This window comes from Stenotrophomonas sp. BIO128-Bstrain (assembly GCF_030128875.1).
Taxonomy (GTDB): Bacteria; Pseudomonadota; Gammaproteobacteria; order Xanthomonadales; family Xanthomonadaceae; genus Stenotrophomonas; species Stenotrophomonas bentonitica_A.
The window spans coordinates 2728290-2742775 of sequence record NZ_CP124620.1 but is presented as its reverse complement, the minus strand read 5'-3'; the positions used below and the strand labels follow the sequence as shown (position 1 = coordinate 2742775).

The window sequence follows — 14486 nt, the reverse complement described above, 5'->3', positions numbered from 1 at the left end:
CCCCGTCCCTACGGATCCACCCATGAGCACTCCGGCCCGCACCCGCAAGGCCACCCCGGCCAGGAAGACCGCTGCGTCCAAGCCGGCGCCGCGCCGCAAGAGCCGTGCGGCGCCGCCGCCCGAACTCCTGTCCATCGACCTGGCCTTGCAGGGCGGCGGCTCGCACGGCGCCTTCACCTGGGGCGTGCTCGACCGCTTGCTGGAAGAGGAGTGGCTGCGGATCGATGGCGTGTCCGGTACTTCCGCAGGCGCGATGAACGCGGCCGTGCTGGTCGATGGCTTCGAACGTGGCAGTCGCCAGGGCGCGCGCGAGGCGCTGGCCCGGTTCTGGCGCGCGGTGTCCGACGCAGCGCGCTTCAGTCCGCTGCAGCGCGGGCCGCTGGACGTGCTGATGGGACGCTGGAGCCTGGAGGGCTCGCCGGCGTTCCTGGCCATGGACCTGGTGTCGCGGCTGTGGTCGCCCTACGACCTCAATCCGTTCGGCGTCAATCCGCTGCGCGACATCCTGGAGCGCTCACTCGATTTCGACGCGCTGTCGAAGTCGGACATCAAGCTGTTCATCACCGCCACCAACGTGCGTACCGGCCGCGGCAAGGTGTTCCGCAACGCCGAACTGAGCCCGGACGTGCTGCTGGCCTCGGCCTGCCTGCCGAACATGTTCCAGGCGGTGGAGGTGGACGGCGAGTACTACTGGGACGGCGGCTACTCCGGCAACCCGACCATGACCCCGCTGGTGCGCGACTGCAATTCGGACGACGTGATCCTGGTCGCGGTCAACCCGGTCGAGCGTCCCGACCGGCCGACCGGCGCGCGCGAGATCCTCAACCGGATCAACGAGATTTCCTTCAACGCCGGCCTGCTCAAGGAACTGCGCATGATCGCGCTGCTGCGCCAGGTGGCCGACGTGGGCAACTGCGAGGGCGCGCGCTGGGCGAGCAAGCGCATCCACCTGGTGCGCAACGACCTGGCCACCGTGCTGGATTCCTCGTCGAAGATGAGCGCCGAGTGGGCGTTCCTGGAGATGTTGCACAAGGAGGGGCGGCGCGTGGCCGAGTCCTTCCTGGCGCAGGACGGCGCCAACCTGGGCAAGCGCTCATCGATCGACCTGAACGTGCTGCTGGAAGGAGTGTGAGCATGGGACTGCTGGGCATGCTGGTCGGCCTCGGCCTGTTGATGTACCTGTCCTACCGGGGCTGGAGCGTGCTGCTGCTGGCGCCGGCCGCGGCGTTGGTGGTGGCGGCGTTCTCCGGCGAGCCGCTGCTGGCGCACTGGACCTTGACCTTCATGTCGGCCGCCGCCGGATTCATCTCCCAGTTCTTCCCGCTGTTCCTGCTCGGCGCGCTGTTCGGAAAGCTGATGGAGGACAGCGGCTCGGTCGAGGCCATCGCCGCGTTCATGACCGCCAAGCTCGGCACCCGGCGGGCGATGCTGGCGGTGGTGCTGTCCGGCGCGCTGGTGACCTACGGCGGGGTGAGCCTGTTCGTGGCGATCTTCGTGCTGGTGCCGATGGCCGCGGTGCTGTTCCGCGGCGCCGGCATCCCGCGTCGGCTGATGCCGCCGGCGCTGGCGCTGGCGCTGGGCACGATGACCTTCACCATGTCGGCCATGCCCGGCACGCCCTCGATCCAGAACGCGATCCCGATGCCGTTCTTCGGCACCACGCCGTTCGCCGCGCCCGGGCTGGGCCTGATCGCCTCGGCGATCATGCTGGCGTTCGGCCTGTGGTGGCTGGCCCGCGCCGAACGTCGCGCGCGGCTGGCGGGCGAAGGCTTCGGCGAGTTGGCCACGCCCGACGCCGGCATGGTGGCCGAGGACGAGATCGTGCGCGAACGCGCGGCGGTGGCGCAGCCCTTCGATCCGGCCGAGGCGGCGCATGGCGTCCAGGGCAGCGGCCTGCCGTCGGCGCTGGTTGCGTTCGCGCCGCTGGCGGTGGTGATCGGGGTGAACCTGCTGATGTCGCTGCTGATCCTGCCGCGGATGGACGTGTCCTACCTGCAGTACGCGCGCTTCGGCGAAACCTCGCTGTCCGAGGTGGCGGGCGTGTGGTCGGTGTCGGTGGCGCTGGCCGCGGCGATCGCCACCACCATCGCGCTGAACCTGCGCCGCTTCCCCTCGCTGCGTTCGAGCATGGACTCCGGCGCCAACGCCTCGGTGCTGCCGATCCTGGCGGTGGGCAGCCTGGTCGGTTTCGGCGCGGTGGTCGCGGCGATGCCGGCCTTCGAGATCGTGCGCGACTGGGTACTGGGCATCGGCGGCGGTCCGCTGGTGTCGCTGGCGGTGGCGACCAACATCCTCGCCGGCCTCACCGGCTCGGCGTCCGGCGGCCTGACCATCGCCCTGGATGCGCTGGGTCCGACTTTCATGGCCATCGCCTACGAGACCGGACTGTCGCCGGAGCTGATGCATCGGGTGGCGGTGATCGGCGCCGGCACCCTGGACAGCCTGCCGCACAACGGCGCGGTGGTGACTCTGCTGGCGGTGTGCGGCTGCACCCACCGCGACAGCTACGGCGACATCGCGGTGACCGCGGTGCTCGGCTCGATCGTGGCGCTGGTGGTGGTGATCGTGCTGGGGACGATGTTCGGGTCGTTCTGAGCGCACGTGCGCGGCGTGACGGCGCCGCCCGGCACGATGCTCAGGCGCGGCGCGGCTGGATCGAGGCCAGCTGCGCGTCGGCCAGTCCCAGCAGCAGGCGCCGCGTTTCGCGGCCGCCGCAGCGGAACGCCTGCAGCAGGCGTCGCTCGAGCGGGTCGTGGACCAGTTCGGCGTCGAGTGCCGGAATGTCGTCCGGATCCGCCTCCCAGGCCAGCGGGCCACGGCCGGTGGCCAGCCACTCGAAACGCACGCGGGTGACATGCGCCAGGCGGGCGCGCCGTGTTTCTCGAAGTGGGCGAGGATGGCGCGGATGGTTTTGGGTTCCTCGATGCTGGCGACGATCCGCACCGCGCCGCCGCAGTGGGCGCAGGTGGTGACGTCGATGGAAAAGACCCGCTTGAGCCGTTGCGCCCAGCTCATCGCACGGCGCTTCTGCTCGGGGCTGCGCGGCTCGTCGTGGGCGCTTGCGTCAACCGGCGCCGCATCGCCCGCAGGCCGCTTGCCGCGCCCCGATGGCGTCACCTGCGCGCGCAGGTTTGCATTCGGGGCGAATACGCCGTGGAAGCGGGTGAGATGCGCGCGAGGTGGCGGGACCAGTGCCGCCAGCTTGGCGATGAAGTCCACCGCATCCCATTCGACATGGGTGGTCCCATTTCGCCACGGCGTCTTGAGCTGATACCGCACCCTACCCTGCGGTGAGATCGATAGCCGCTGCTCGCTGATCGCCGGGCGCGTGATGTAGCGGCACAGCTTTTCGAGCTTGTGGCTCTCGTGTGCTTCCGCGGCCACGCCGGCATGCAGCGAGAAGCCGCCGACCTTGCCGGCGTCGCCCTCCAGCGAGCCTGCGTCACCGGGCAATGTTTGCAGCGTGACGACCTTGCGGCCAGCGTCGCGACCGGTGGCGATGCGGTAGGTCATCGAACTCATCCGCAGCCCATCCATGCCGTCGTCGCTACCCGCGCTGTCGGACAGGAACACGGATTCGTCTTCGCCTTCGAGCCAGCCGCGGCGCGACAGGTGCCGGCACACGCGATGCGCGATGGTGTTGGCGACCTGCGTCAGTTGCGCAGAGGTGGGGGCGCGGCGCAGGCGCGGCTTGCGCCGCGGGGGCTCGACGTTCGCGTCGTACACGCCGTCGAGCCACAGCATGTGGAAGTGAACATTCAGGTTCAGCGCGCTGCCGAAGCGCTGGATCAGGGTCACCGCACCGCACTGGGCGCTGGCGCGGTCGATGCCGGCTTGATCGGCCAACCAGCCGGCGATCACGCGCTGCACGATGCCCAGCACCGGGCCAATGGCTTCTGGCTTGCTGGCGAACAGGAAACGCAAGGGGTACGGAAAGCTCAGCACCCATTGCCGCACAGGCCGCGGGCCGAACACCTCGTCCACCAGATGCCGCGCCGACTCGGCCATGCGCCGTGCGCCGCAGCTCGGGCACAGCCCGCGCTTCTTGCAGGAATACGCCACCAGCCTCTCCTTCCTGCGCTGCATCGAACTGCCCGAGGCCATGGCGGACTGGTCGTTGACCAGCCTGCAACTCAAGCTGATCAAGATCGGCGCCCGCGTCGTCCGCCACGCCCGCGCCATTACCTTCCAGTTGGCCGAGGTCGCCGTCACCGGCCCGATGGTGCGGGCCGTCCTTGCCGCCATCCGCCGTCTTCGAACGCCTCCGTCATGCGCATGACCACGATCCATGCCCAAGCTGAACGAAAGCGGCAGGACAGGTCCGTCTGCCGCGCGGAAAAGCGGCTCTGCCGGGCCAGAATGCTGCGGGTTCGAGGCTTGATCCACCCGACTTCGGCCGTTTGCGCGACGACAGACACCGCTCGGGGCGAAAAACGCTTGCCCAGCGAGCAAAATCAGGCGATCTTGAAGTCAAGCGGCAGGCCACTTGGGGAATGTCGGCTCTAGATTAATTATTGGAGACTATCATGAAGTTTGAAAAGTCACAGACAGCAGTTGACCGCCTGACCCCCGAGCAACGCCGGATTACCCAGGAGTCGGGGACCGAAAGGCCCTTCACGGGCGAGCACAACGACAACAAGGAGCCTGGCATCTACGTCGACATAGTGTCGGGCGAGCCGCTGTTCGCTTCAACGGACAAGTTCGATTCGGGTACTGGCTGGCCCAGCTTCACCAAGCCGATCGTTCCGGCAAACGTGAACGAGGTGCGGGACAGCGCACACGGCATGGTCCGGACGGAGGTCAGGTCGGTACATGCCGACAGCCATCTCGGCCACGTGTTCCCAGATGGTCCTTCCGACCGCGGCGGTCTGCGCTACTGCATCAACTCAGCGTCCCTTCGCTTCATCCCGCGCGACGAAATGGAGGCCGAGGGATACGGTGAATATCTCGATCAGGTAGAGGAGGCTTAACATGCATCAGCGCGCTATTCTCGCAGGCGGATGTTTCTGGGGCATGCAGGATCTGATCCGCAAGCGGCCCGGCATCGTCTCGACTCGTGTAGGTTACACTGGCGGCGATGTTCCGAACGCCACTTATCGCAATCACGGCACGCATGCCGAGGCGATCGAGATCGTTTTCGACCCGGCGGTGACGAGCTACCGGAACATCCTGGAATATTTCTTCCAGATCCACGATCCGACGACCAAGAACCGCCAGGGCGGTGATATTGGGCTCTCCTACCGGTCGGGCATCTATTACGTCGACGAGGAGCAGAAGCGCGTCGCCGAGGACACGATCGCCGACGTGGATGCCTCCGGGCTGTGGAAAGGCATAGTGGTCACTGAAGTCGTCCCGGTCGGAGATTTCTGGGAGGCCGAGCCCGACCACCAAGATTATCTGGAGAAACGGCCGGGTGGCTACACATGCCACTTCCCCCGTCCCGACTGGGTTCTTCCGAAGCGGCGTGAGGCCGGCGATATGAGCCCTGCGGCCGGGGCTGCAGCGGAATAAGCTTCGCTGCCGTCCGTGTCGCGTCGATCCGGTTCGCAACCTTCGACGACCGCGTCAATCGACGCGGTCGTCGAACCTGGCCTTGAAGCAGATCATTTCATTCAGCCGCCGTCGCAGTGCCAGGATCCAGATATGACAGACCTCTCCTCCTTTCCCATCACGCAGCGCTGGCCAGCATCTTATCCGGATCGCCTGCAACTATACGCGGCCCCCACGCCCAACGGCGTCAAGGTCTCGATGATGCTGGAGGAGACTGGCCTGCCGTACGAGCCCCACTTCGTCGACATCTCGAACAACGAATCGAAAGATCCAGCGTTCGTGTCGTTGAATCCCAACGGCCGCATACCCGCGATCATCGATCCGGCTGGCCCTGACGGCCAGCCCATTGGCATATGGGAAACCGGTGCGATCCTCGTCTATCTGGCCGAAAAGACTGGCCAGTTCATCTCAACCACACCCACCCAACGATACGAGACTCTGGCCTGGGTGTTCTTTCAAGTGTCCGGCATCGGGCCGACCTTCGGCCAGCTTGGCTTTTTCCTGCGATCTGCTGGCAAGGATTATGAGGACAAGCGGCCTCGGCAGCGCTTTATCGATGAATCCAAGCGTCTTCTCGGGGTCCTAGATCGCCGCCTGGAAGACCGCGAATGGATTGTCGATGATTACTCGATCGCGGACATCGCGACGTTTGGCTGGGTGAATGCGCTGGTTGAATTTTACGCTGCTGGCGACATCCTCGGCCTTAGCAGCTATCCTAACGTCCAGGCATGGGTCGGGCGCGGGCTGGCGCGGCCCGCGGTACAGCGTGGCCTGCGAATTCCTGCGAGGCCTGCATGACCATCATCGCCGCTTATTATTACAACGAAGGCAAGCGAGTCCGGGAAATCGCGCTCGACGAGCGCATTGAACTGGGCGAGAGTCGTTCGGGCTTCTGCTGGATCGCGCTCAGCGAGCCTACCGACGACGAACTTCGCGCGATCCAAACGACGTACAATCTGCATCCGCTGGCAATCGACAACGCGATGCACCCGCTGTGCCCGCCCAAGCTCGAAGTCTACAACGATGAGCTATACATCGTCGCGCAGACCGCCGAACTGGTCGGCGACCGGATCAGCTACGGCAAGATGGCGATCTTCACCGGTCACAATCACCTCATCACCGTGCGGCACGGCAACGCCGGAGCGCTGGGCAAACTTCGGGCGCAACTCGAGGCATCGCCGACGCAGTTCGGCAAGGGTGTCGACTATGTGCTGCATGCGATCCTGCACCGCGTGGTCGACCAGTATCTGCCCATCTTCGAAATGATCGAGGACGACGTCCTGGCCATGGAACGACGGTCGCTGCACGACTTCCTCGGGCCAGAAGAGGTGGCGCGAATCTTCGAACTAAGGTCCGAACTCACGCGGTTCCAGCGCACGCTCGGGGCTATGGCCGAGCTGGTGCGAAAGCTCGTTCGCGGCCACTTTCCCTGCATCAGCGCCGAAATGACACCATATTTCCACGACGTCGCGGACCATGTCCACCGCGTGCAGTCCATGGTCGACGGCCTCCTGCTTGTCCTGTCCACGGTCTTTGAGGCCAGCAGCCTTCTGGAAGCGCAAAGGATCGGGGTGGTCACCCGCCAGCTCGCTGCCTGGGCGGCGATACTCGCAGTCCCGACGGCGATCGCCGGAATATACGGCATGAACTTCAAGAACATGCCGGAACTGAACACGACCTATGGCTACTTCGTCGTGCTCGGGCTGATCGCGGTGTCCAGCCTCATCCTGTTCGTGCGCTTCAAGAAGTCCAAGTGGCTATGAACTCCGCACTCCGCGCTCTTCTCCGTCATCTGATGGACCAAAGCACGACTTGTGCGGAAGCGCGTCCAATCCAACTCGATATGAAAGTGCGCGCATGACATCCGAAGTGACCGACGTTCTAGAAGCAGTCCAGTCGTTCATCGCCAAGGGCTATGACCGCGAATACCGCGTCAAGGACGGCAATCTCGTTGATCTCGAACTTGGATCGATCCTCGACGCGTGCACCATTGGGTATAGGAAGTTCAACCGCCCTTTTTTGCGAGTCTGGCGGGTAGGAAGCGGCCGCGCAAGCGCCGCTTTGGGCACAGATCGGGCACAGATCGGGGGTTCATGCGTGGGTTTTCGACATCGCGGGGCCGCGCAGCGGCTCAGTGCGTAGCCATTTCTCACCGAATCCCGGCACAGGGCCGAGCGCAGCCCTGCGGGGTCGTGGCCGCATCGGATCCGACTCTGGCTTGGCTGCCGGCTGTGTGGCCGGCACCTCGTCACGCGGCCGGCGGCGGCGCGCGCGCTGCGGGCCGGTAGTGCGCTTGCTCCAGCGCGCCGTGCTTCTCGAAGTGGGCGAGGATGGCGCGGATGGCGGTGGGTTCCTCGATGCTGGCGACGATCCGCACCGCGCCGCCGCAGTGGGCGCAGGTGGTGATGTCGATGGAAAAGACCCGCTTGAGCCGTTGCGCCCAGCTCATCGCACGGCGCTTCTGCTCGGGGCTGCGCGGCTCGTCGTGGGCGCTTGCGTCAACCGGCGCCGCATCGCCCGCAGGCCGCCTGCCGCGCCCCGAGGGCGTCAGCTGCGCGCGCAGGTTTGCATTCGGGGCGAATACGCCGTGGAAGCGGGTGAGATGCGCGCGAGGTGGCGGGACCAGTGCCGCCAGCTTGGCGATGAAGTCCACCGCATCCCATTCGACATGCGTGGTCCCATTTCGCCACGGCGTCTTGAGCTGGTAACGCACCCTGCCCTGTGGCGAGATCGATAGCCGCTGCTCGCTGATCGCCGGGCGCGTGATGTAGCGGCACAGCTTTTCGAGCTTGTGGCTCTCGTGTGCTTCCGCGGCCACGCCGGCATGCAGCGAGAAGCCACCGACCTTGCCGGCATCGCCCTCCAGCGAGCCTGCGTCACCGGGCAATGTTTGCAGCGTGACGACCTTGCGGCCAGCGTCGCGACCGGTGGCGATGCGGTAGGTCATCGAACTCATCCGCAGCCCATCCATGCCGTCGTCGCTACCCGCGCTGTCGGACAGGAACACGGATTCGTCTTCGCCTTCGAGCCAGCCGCGGCGCGACAGGTGCCGGCAGACGCGATGCGCGATGGTGTTGGCGAGCTGCGTCAGTTGCGCAGAGGTGGGGGCGCGGCGCAGGCGCGGCTTGCGCCGCGGCGGCTCGACGTTCGCGTCGTACACGCCGTCGAGCCACAGCATGTGGAAGTGAACATTCAGGTTCAGCGCGCTGCCGAAGCGCTGGATCAGGGTCACCGCACCGCACTGGGCGCTGGCGCGGTCGATGCCGGCTTGATCGGCCAACCAGCCGGCGATCACGCGCTGCACGATGCCCAGCACCGGGCCAATGGCTTCTGGCTTGCTGGCGAACAGGAAACGCAAGGGGTACGGAAAGCTCAGCACCCATTGCCGCACAGGCCGCGGGCCGAACACCTCCTCGACCAGGTGCCGCGCCGACTCGGCCATGCGTCGCGCGCCGCAACTCGGGCAGAAGCCGCGCTTCTTGCAGGAATACGCCACTAGCCTCTCGGCACGACAGTGCTCGCAGACCACGCGCAGGAAGCCGTGCTCGAGCACGCCGCAGCGCAGGTAGGTCTCGAACTCCTCGCGCACATGCTCGGGCAGCGGGCGGTCTTCTACCTCACGGCGCGCGAGAAAGTCCGGCCAATGCGCCTGCACCAGCGAATACAGCAGCGTGCGCTCGGGACGGTGAGGCGCATAGCGAGCCGTGGGCAGATGCGCTGCCGGCGACGTTGCGTGCGCCACGGCATCCTGCAGCTGCGACACGGTCGCGGCGAGGCGCGGCACGAAACACTCCGGTGCAGGGAATGGCTGCTCAGGCTTGCGCCCGCCCCGGCCGGTTCATATCGGCCTTTATGAGCTGCACCTCACACCGCTGGAGCTGATCGACCGCATTGCCGCGCTGGTTCCCCCGCCACGCACCCACCGGCACCGCTATTTTGGCGTGTTGGCACCCAACTCGCCGCTCAGGGCTGCGGTGACGGCGCTGGCGACACCGGCGCGAGCCGCTCCCGTGCTGGGCGCGTCGATCAGCACGGGGGAGTGCGCGCCTGGTGTGGTACCGATGAGCAGCGCGCTGCCATCCCAGAGCGAGCCGGTGCTGCCCAAGCGTGCAGCGCACTACCTGTGGGCGGTGCTGATCGCCCGCATCTACGAGGTGTTCCCCCTCTTGTGTCCGCTGTGTGGCGGGCATATGCGCATCATCGCGTTCATTACGCACAGCGCTGACATCCGGCACATCCTGGACCACATCGGGGCAGATTCAGAGCCACCCCGCATCTCCCCGGCGCGCGGGCCACCGCTGTGGGATGACTGTAGTGATGCGCAGATGGATGACGGGGCGCAAACCGAGCCAGCAGACTGGGACCTAGCGGCGCAACCGGCACCGGACTTTGAGGTCGATCAGCGCATCAGTTGGTGAATGAACAAAGCGGCGATTTTGACTTGCCGCGAACTGGCTCTGCGCCCGGTACACGCCGAGCGCCGCAAATCACTCTCCTGAACGCCAAACCCTGGTGGTGAACCTGACACCTGGGCGGGAAAATCGAGTGTCTCAGCCGGCTTGATGGCGCTTCCGCGGTGCGATACTTGGCCTCATGCGGTTAAAACGCCTATCCGTGGCCGGCATATTGGCCCAAGGGGACCACTCGCAGGGGATACTTGATGCGACAGGACGACGACGCTGCACTCGCTTCCGGTACTACATCCGATGGCTGGTTCACCCGGCTCCGGCGTTCGCTGCTGGCGCGCCTTGGCAATACCGGGCTCGTGCTGGGGACGTTGTTCTTCGCCGCCTCGCTCACGCCCAGCCTCACGCCACGGATCACGGTCGCGCAGGCGGTGCTGTCGGGCATGTGCCTGGCCGCCGGCTACGGCCTGGGCGTGCTGCTGCGCTGGCTGTGGGGATACCTGGAGCTGCCGCTCCCCGGGCCGGCGGGACAGCCGCGTCGCCGCCGTATCGCGGTCGTCGCCTGCGCGGTCATCGCCGCGCTCGCGCTTTGGCGCAGCCAGCATTGGGAAAACATCGTCCGCGAACTGATGCACCTGGCTCCCGCCGGTCCATCGCGCATCCTGGGCGTACTCGCGGGTGCGGCGGTCGTGGCGCTGCTGCTGGTCGTGCTGGGCCGCATCGCGCTGATGATCATCAAGGCGGTGATGCGCCTGGTCACCCACAAGGTGCCGCGACGGATCGCGCACGTGGTCGGTGCGATCGCCGGCGTGCTGCTGCTGGTGGGCCTGGTCAACGGCGTGATCCTGTCCTCGTTGCTGGACACCCTGGACGCCTCCTATCGCCAGGCCGATGCACTGATCCCGCCCGACATGCCGCCGCCGACCGAATGGGACAGCCCCGGCAGCGCGCAGTCGCTAGTGGCCTGGAACCAGCTCGGGCGCATGGGCCGGCGCTACGTCGATGCCCGCCCCACCGCCGACGAACTCGCCGCCTACGCCGGTCCCGGCGCCAAGGCGCCGCTGCGCGTGTACGCGGGCCTGCCCACCGGCGACACGCCCGAAGAGCGCGCCCAGCTGGCGCTGGAAGAACTCAAGCGCGTCGGCGGCTTCGAGCGCAAGGCGCTGATCATCATCACTCCGACCGGCACCGGTTGGGTCGACCCGTCCGGCATCGACGGCATCGAATATCTCTACCGCGGCGATGTGGCCAGCGTCGCGGTGCAGTACTCGTACCTGTCCAGTCCGCTGACGCTGTTCCTGGATCCGGACACAGGCGGGGTCACCGCGCGCGCACTGTTCCGCGAGGTCTACGGCTACTGGCGCACGCTGCCGCCCGAGCGGCGGCCGAAGCTGTACCTGCACGGCCTGAGCCTGGGCGCGCTCAATTCGGAACGCTCGTTCGAGATGTTCGAGCTGCTCGGCGAACCATTCGATGGCGCGGTCTGGAGCGGACCTCCGTTCGCCGCCAGCAAGTGGGCCGGGCTGACCCGCTCGCGCAATCCCGGTTCGCCGGTGTGGCTGCCGCAGTTCCAGGACGGCTCGTTCGTCCGCTTCATGAACCAGGACGGCAGCTCCACCCCGCCCGGCACGCCGTGGGGCCCGATGCGCGTGGTCTACCTGCAGTACGGCAGCGACGCGGTGACGTTCTTCGACCGTCACGGCTTGTTCCGCGAACCGGAACTGCTCGATGCCCCGCGCCCGCCGGACGTATCCCCGGCGATGCGCTGGTATCCGGTCGTGACGATGATGCAGATGGCAATGGATACTTCGCTGTCGATGAGCGCACCAATGGGTTTCGGCCACGTCTACGCGCCATCGCACTACATCAACGCCTGGCTGGAAGTCACCGGCATCGACGACTGGTCGCCCGAAGACGTGGCCCGCCTGCAGCGCCACCTGGATGAGCGCCGGGCCGAAGAGCTGTCCAAGGATGGCGGCGAGGAGACCGTGGACGGCTGAACGTCGACGGTCTTGCGTGGACCGGCACCCTCAGTACATCCCGACCATGTTGAGGAACCAGCCCTCGTGGTCGTAGTCGAAGTCGGTCAGGTCGTCGCTGAACTCGGTGAAGTTGTAGCCGGCGCCGATGCGGAAGTTCTTGCCGATGTCGCGGTCCAGTCCGACCAGCCAGCCCTGCCGCGTGCCGCCGGCCTGCACGTCCAGCCAGCGGTATTCGGCCAGCGCGTGCCAGGCGTAGACCACCTCGTAGCGCAGCTGTAGCGCGGCGAAGTCGGTGGCCGAGTCGAACCACGGCCCGCTGCCGCGTCCGTAGCGCACCTCGCCCTCGCGCCGGGCGAGCTTGCCGGCCACTTCCCAATGCTGGTCGTGGCGGTAGACGCCTTCCACCGACAGCACCTGGGTTTTCTGGTCGTAGTCCTGCTCGCGCTGGCCCAGGCTGGAGAGGTCGTACAGGTAGGTGTAGCGGCCGAACATTTCCCAGCGCGCGCTATCCCACGGCCGCCAGGCGAAGCCGGCGTTGCCTTCGATGAAGCGCGCGTTCGCCAGGCGGTCGCGATGGTCGTCGGTGTCGGCGTAGTTCAGCCGGCCGGCGATGCGGAAGCGGGTATAGGAAGTTCAACCGCCCTTTTTTGCGAGTCTGGCGGGTAGGAAGCGGCCGCGCAAGCGCCGCTTTGGGCACAGATCGGGCACAGATCGGGGGTTCATGCGTGGGTTTTCGACATCGCGGGGCCGCGCAGCGGCTCAGTGCGTAGCCATTTCTCACCGAATCCCTAGGTAGCTGAAGCGATCGCCAGGCCGCTGAGCCTGAGGGAGCTTTTAGCGGCAGCAAGTCCTTCAGCGCGTGCTGGCTCAGCTTTGCTCCGCCCTCAGCATGCTACCTTTAGCGCCAGTCCCTTATGGGACGCCTATCTAAAACAGGCGGTGACTATGCCTCTAATGTTGCTGGACCCAGAACGCGGTGTGATGCTCGAGCTTCCGCTGGAAGCTGGTCTGCTGGAGTCGCTTCAGGAGCGACGCCCCCCCTCAATTGAGTAGCAAGCTGCTTTGGAGTCCAATCCCCAACGAGAAGGAGATTGGACGTGAAAAAGCGTTTCAGCGAAGAGCAGATCATCGGCTTCTTGCGTGAGGCCGAGGCCGGGCTGCCGGTCAAGGAGCTGTGCCGTCGGCACGGCTTCAGCGAGGCGTCGTACTACCTGTGGCGCAGCAAGTTCGGCGGCATGAATGTGTCGGAGGCCAAGCGCCTGAAGGAACTGGAGACCGAGAACGCGCGGTTGAAGAAGCTGTTGGCCGAGCAGGTCCTCGAGAACGAGGTGATCAAGGACGTGCTGCGAAAAAAATGGTGAGCGCACCCGCCCGACGCGAGCAGGTGCGCTACATGGCAAGAAAAGGACTCAGCGAGCGGCGCGCTCTGCGCGTGGTCGGCATGAGTGCCAGCGCACTGCGCTACACGCCTCGTCCGGACCGCAATGTAGAACTGCGGGCGCAGATCCAGGCCTTGGCGCATCGGCACAAGCGCTACGGGGTGGGCATGATCTACCTCAAGCTGCGGCAAGGCGGCCAGGTCGTGAACTACAAGCGCGTCGAGCGGCTGTATCAGCAGGCGAAACTGCAGGTGCGGCGGCGCAAGCGCAAGAAGGTGCCCCTGGGCGAACGGCAACCACTGATTCGTCCGGTTGCGGCCAACGAGGTGTGGTCGATGGACTTTATCTTCGATCGCACAGCCGACGGCCGTGTCATCAAGTGTCTGGTGATTGTGGATGACGCCAGCCACGAGGCGGTGGCAATCGAGGTCGAGCGTGCGATTTCGGGCCACGGCGTCAGCCGCGTGCTGGACCGCCTGGCACTCAGCCGTGGCCTGCCGAAGGTGATCCGGACCGATAACGGCAAGGAATTCTGCGGCAAGGCAATGGTGGCCTGGGCGCACGAACGTGGCGTGTCGCTGCGTCTGATCCAGCCGGGCAAGCCGAATCAGAACGCTTACGTTGAATCGTTCAACGGACGCCTGCGCGACGAATGCCTCAACGAACACTGGTTCCCGACACTGCTGCACGCGCGCACCGAGATCGAGCGCTGGCGGCGGGAGTACAACGAAGAGCGGCCGAAGAAATCGCTCGGCGGGCTAACGCCTGCCGCCTATGCCCAACAGCTGGCGGTGAAACCGCTACGATAAAGCCGGGCTCCAAACAGCTCCGCTACTGAAAGCGGGGGGACGTCGGGAGCAGTGTTCGAGAGCGGATCCGGTCAAGCTTCAGCGACTCGCCAATCGGGTTGCGCAGGCTGTCGGTCCGGTCGTTGACATGTACTTGGACTATGACTTGAGGCCACCGTCCCAGGCGCAGATCCAGTACGCGGTTGCCATTGCGCGACGAGAGGGGCTCGAGATCCCGGCCGACGTGCTGAAGAAAAAGGTTGCGATGGGCAAGTTCCTTGACCAGCACGCCAAAGGTGGTGCCCGAAGCGGTAAGTAAGCGCTTGCCTCTGCGCGCTGCTAGGATTGCTACCTATGTAGAAAAAGGCGGTCGCTTTCGGC

General features: G+C 66.0%; 13 protein-coding genes and 3 pseudogenes. 12 read left to right on the top strand and 4 right to left on the bottom strand.

Going from position 1 to position 14486, the window contains the following annotated elements; all coding sequences use genetic code 11:
- Positions 1-22: 22 nt before the first annotated feature.
- Both POS15_RS12410 and POS15_RS12405 read left to right on the top strand, forming a co-directional pair.
- A complete protein-coding gene (locus POS15_RS12410; RefSeq protein ID WP_019186276.1) occupies positions 23-1132 on the top strand; it encodes a patatin-like phospholipase family protein in 1110 nt (369 codons plus the stop codon).
- Between the two features lie 2 nt (positions 1133-1134).
- Entirely contained in the window at positions 1135-2595 is a 1461-nt protein-coding gene (locus POS15_RS12405) for a GntP family permease (RefSeq protein WP_284128232.1), read from the top strand.
- A gap of 40 nt (positions 2596-2635) precedes the next feature.
- On the opposite strand, the gene POS15_RS12400 is transcribed toward POS15_RS12405, so the two are convergent.
- Positions 2636-2845 carry a hypothetical protein gene (locus POS15_RS12400; RefSeq protein WP_019186274.1) on the bottom strand — a complete coding sequence of 70 codons (210 nt, stop codon included), beginning with the start codon at positions 2843-2845 and terminating at the stop codon, positions 2636-2638.
- A gap of 23 nt (positions 2846-2868) precedes the next feature.
- Positions 2869-4071: pseudogene (locus POS15_RS12395) on the bottom strand (transposase); the annotation flags it as partial.
- Here POS15_RS12395 and POS15_RS12390 point away from each other — a divergent pair.
- The 6 genes and pseudogenes from POS15_RS12390 to POS15_RS12365 form a co-directional block, all read left to right on the top strand.
- Positions 4070-4279, top strand: a pseudogene (locus tag POS15_RS12390) (transposase); the annotation flags it as partial. The pseudogenes POS15_RS12395 and POS15_RS12390 sit on opposite strands and share 2 nt — an antisense overlap.
- Positions 4280-4526: 247 nt before the next feature.
- A complete protein-coding gene (msrB, locus tag POS15_RS12385; RefSeq protein ID WP_116089488.1) occupies positions 4527-4970 on the top strand; it encodes a peptide-methionine (R)-S-oxide reductase MsrB in 444 nt (147 codons plus the stop codon).
- A gap of 1 nt (position 4971) precedes the next feature.
- Positions 4972-5511 carry a peptide-methionine (S)-S-oxide reductase MsrA gene (msrA, locus tag POS15_RS12380; protein WP_164146002.1) on the top strand — a complete coding sequence of 180 codons (540 nt, stop codon included), beginning with the start codon at positions 4972-4974 and terminating at the stop codon, positions 5509-5511.
- A gap of 132 nt (positions 5512-5643) precedes the next feature.
- Positions 5644-6348: a glutathione S-transferase N-terminal domain-containing protein gene (locus tag POS15_RS12375; RefSeq protein ID WP_164146003.1), complete on the top strand. Its 705-nt coding sequence runs from the start codon at positions 5644-5646 to the stop codon at positions 6346-6348.
- Complete coding sequence (locus POS15_RS12370; RefSeq protein WP_164146004.1) at positions 6345-7313, top strand: magnesium and cobalt transport protein CorA; 969 nt, start codon at positions 6345-6347, stop codon at positions 7311-7313. The genes POS15_RS12375 and POS15_RS12370 overlap by 4 nt, the downstream gene beginning before the upstream one ends.
- Positions 7314-7407: 94 nt before the next feature.
- The gene (locus POS15_RS12365) at positions 7408-7692 is read left to right on the top strand and encodes a hypothetical protein (RefSeq protein WP_069953517.1); all 285 of its coding nucleotides are present in this window, start codon (positions 7408-7410) and stop codon (positions 7690-7692) included.
- A 106-nt stretch (positions 7693-7798) separates the two neighbouring features.
- On the opposite strand, the gene POS15_RS12360 is transcribed toward POS15_RS12365, so the two are convergent.
- Complete coding sequence (locus POS15_RS12360) at positions 7799-9334, bottom strand: transposase (RefSeq protein WP_183153828.1); 1536 nt, start codon at positions 9332-9334, stop codon at positions 7799-7801.
- A 70-nt stretch (positions 9335-9404) separates the two neighbouring features.
- Between POS15_RS12360 and POS15_RS12355 the strand changes: the two are divergent.
- Positions 9405-9968 (top strand): annotated as a pseudogene (locus POS15_RS12355) (transposase); the annotation flags it as partial.
- A 242-nt stretch (positions 9969-10210) separates the two neighbouring features.
- Positions 10211-11956 carry an alpha/beta-hydrolase family protein gene (locus tag POS15_RS12350; RefSeq protein ID WP_149500785.1) on the top strand — a complete coding sequence of 582 codons (1746 nt, stop codon included), beginning with the start codon at positions 10211-10213 and terminating at the stop codon, positions 11954-11956.
- A 30-nt stretch (positions 11957-11986) separates the two neighbouring features.
- Here POS15_RS12350 and POS15_RS12345 read toward each other — a convergent pair whose 3' ends face one another.
- Complete coding sequence (locus POS15_RS12345; RefSeq protein ID WP_047290313.1) at positions 11987-12430, bottom strand: hypothetical protein; 444 nt, start codon at positions 12428-12430, stop codon at positions 11987-11989.
- Positions 12431-13035: 605 nt separating this feature from the next.
- Here POS15_RS12345 and POS15_RS12340 point away from each other — a divergent pair.
- Together POS15_RS12340 and POS15_RS12335 are read left to right on the top strand one after the other, a co-directional pair.
- Positions 13036-14126, top strand: a protein-coding gene (locus tag POS15_RS12340; RefSeq protein ID WP_149500787.1) for an IS3 family transposase whose coding sequence is annotated in 2 segments (ribosomal slippage) — positions 13036-13294 and positions 13294-14126 — 1092 coding nt in all. Because the reading frame shifts where the segments join, the coding sequence is not laid out codon by codon here.
- 127 nt (positions 14127-14253) lie between these two features.
- The gene (locus POS15_RS12335; RefSeq protein WP_180882534.1) at positions 14254-14424 is read left to right on the top strand and encodes a hypothetical protein; all 171 of its coding nucleotides are present in this window, start codon (positions 14254-14256) and stop codon (positions 14422-14424) included.
- The last annotated feature ends 62 nt before the right edge of the window (positions 14425-14486 follow it).

Bases quoted from the DNA above. Each gene is read 5' to 3' on its own strand.
- POS15_RS12410 (WP_019186276.1), top strand. From the start codon at position 23: ATGAGCACTCCGGCCCGCACCCGCAAGGCCACCCCGGCCAGGAAGACC.
- POS15_RS12405 (WP_284128232.1), top strand. From the start codon at position 1,135: ATGGGACTGCTGGGCATGCTGGTCGGCCTCGGCCTGTTGATGTACCTG.
- msrB (WP_116089488.1), top strand. From the start codon at position 4,527: ATGAAGTTTGAAAAGTCACAGACAGCAGTTGACCGCCTGACCCCCGAG.
- msrA (WP_164146002.1), top strand. From the start codon at position 4,972: ATGCATCAGCGCGCTATTCTCGCAGGCGGATGTTTCTGGGGCATGCAG.
- POS15_RS12375 (WP_164146003.1), top strand. From the start codon at position 5,644: ATGACAGACCTCTCCTCCTTTCCCATCACGCAGCGCTGGCCAGCATCT.
- POS15_RS12370 (WP_164146004.1), top strand. From the start codon at position 6,345: ATGACCATCATCGCCGCTTATTATTACAACGAAGGCAAGCGAGTCCGG.
- POS15_RS12365 (WP_069953517.1), top strand. From the start codon at position 7,408: ATGACATCCGAAGTGACCGACGTTCTAGAAGCAGTCCAGTCGTTCATC.
- POS15_RS12350 (WP_149500785.1), top strand. From the start codon at position 10,211: ATGCGACAGGACGACGACGCTGCACTCGCTTCCGGTACTACATCCGAT.
- POS15_RS12345 (WP_047290313.1), bottom strand. From the start codon at position 12,430: ATGTTCGGCCGCTACACCTACCTGTACGACCTCTCCAGCCTGGGCCAG.
- POS15_RS12335 (WP_180882534.1), top strand. From the start codon at position 14,254: ATGTACTTGGACTATGACTTGAGGCCACCGTCCCAGGCGCAGATCCAG.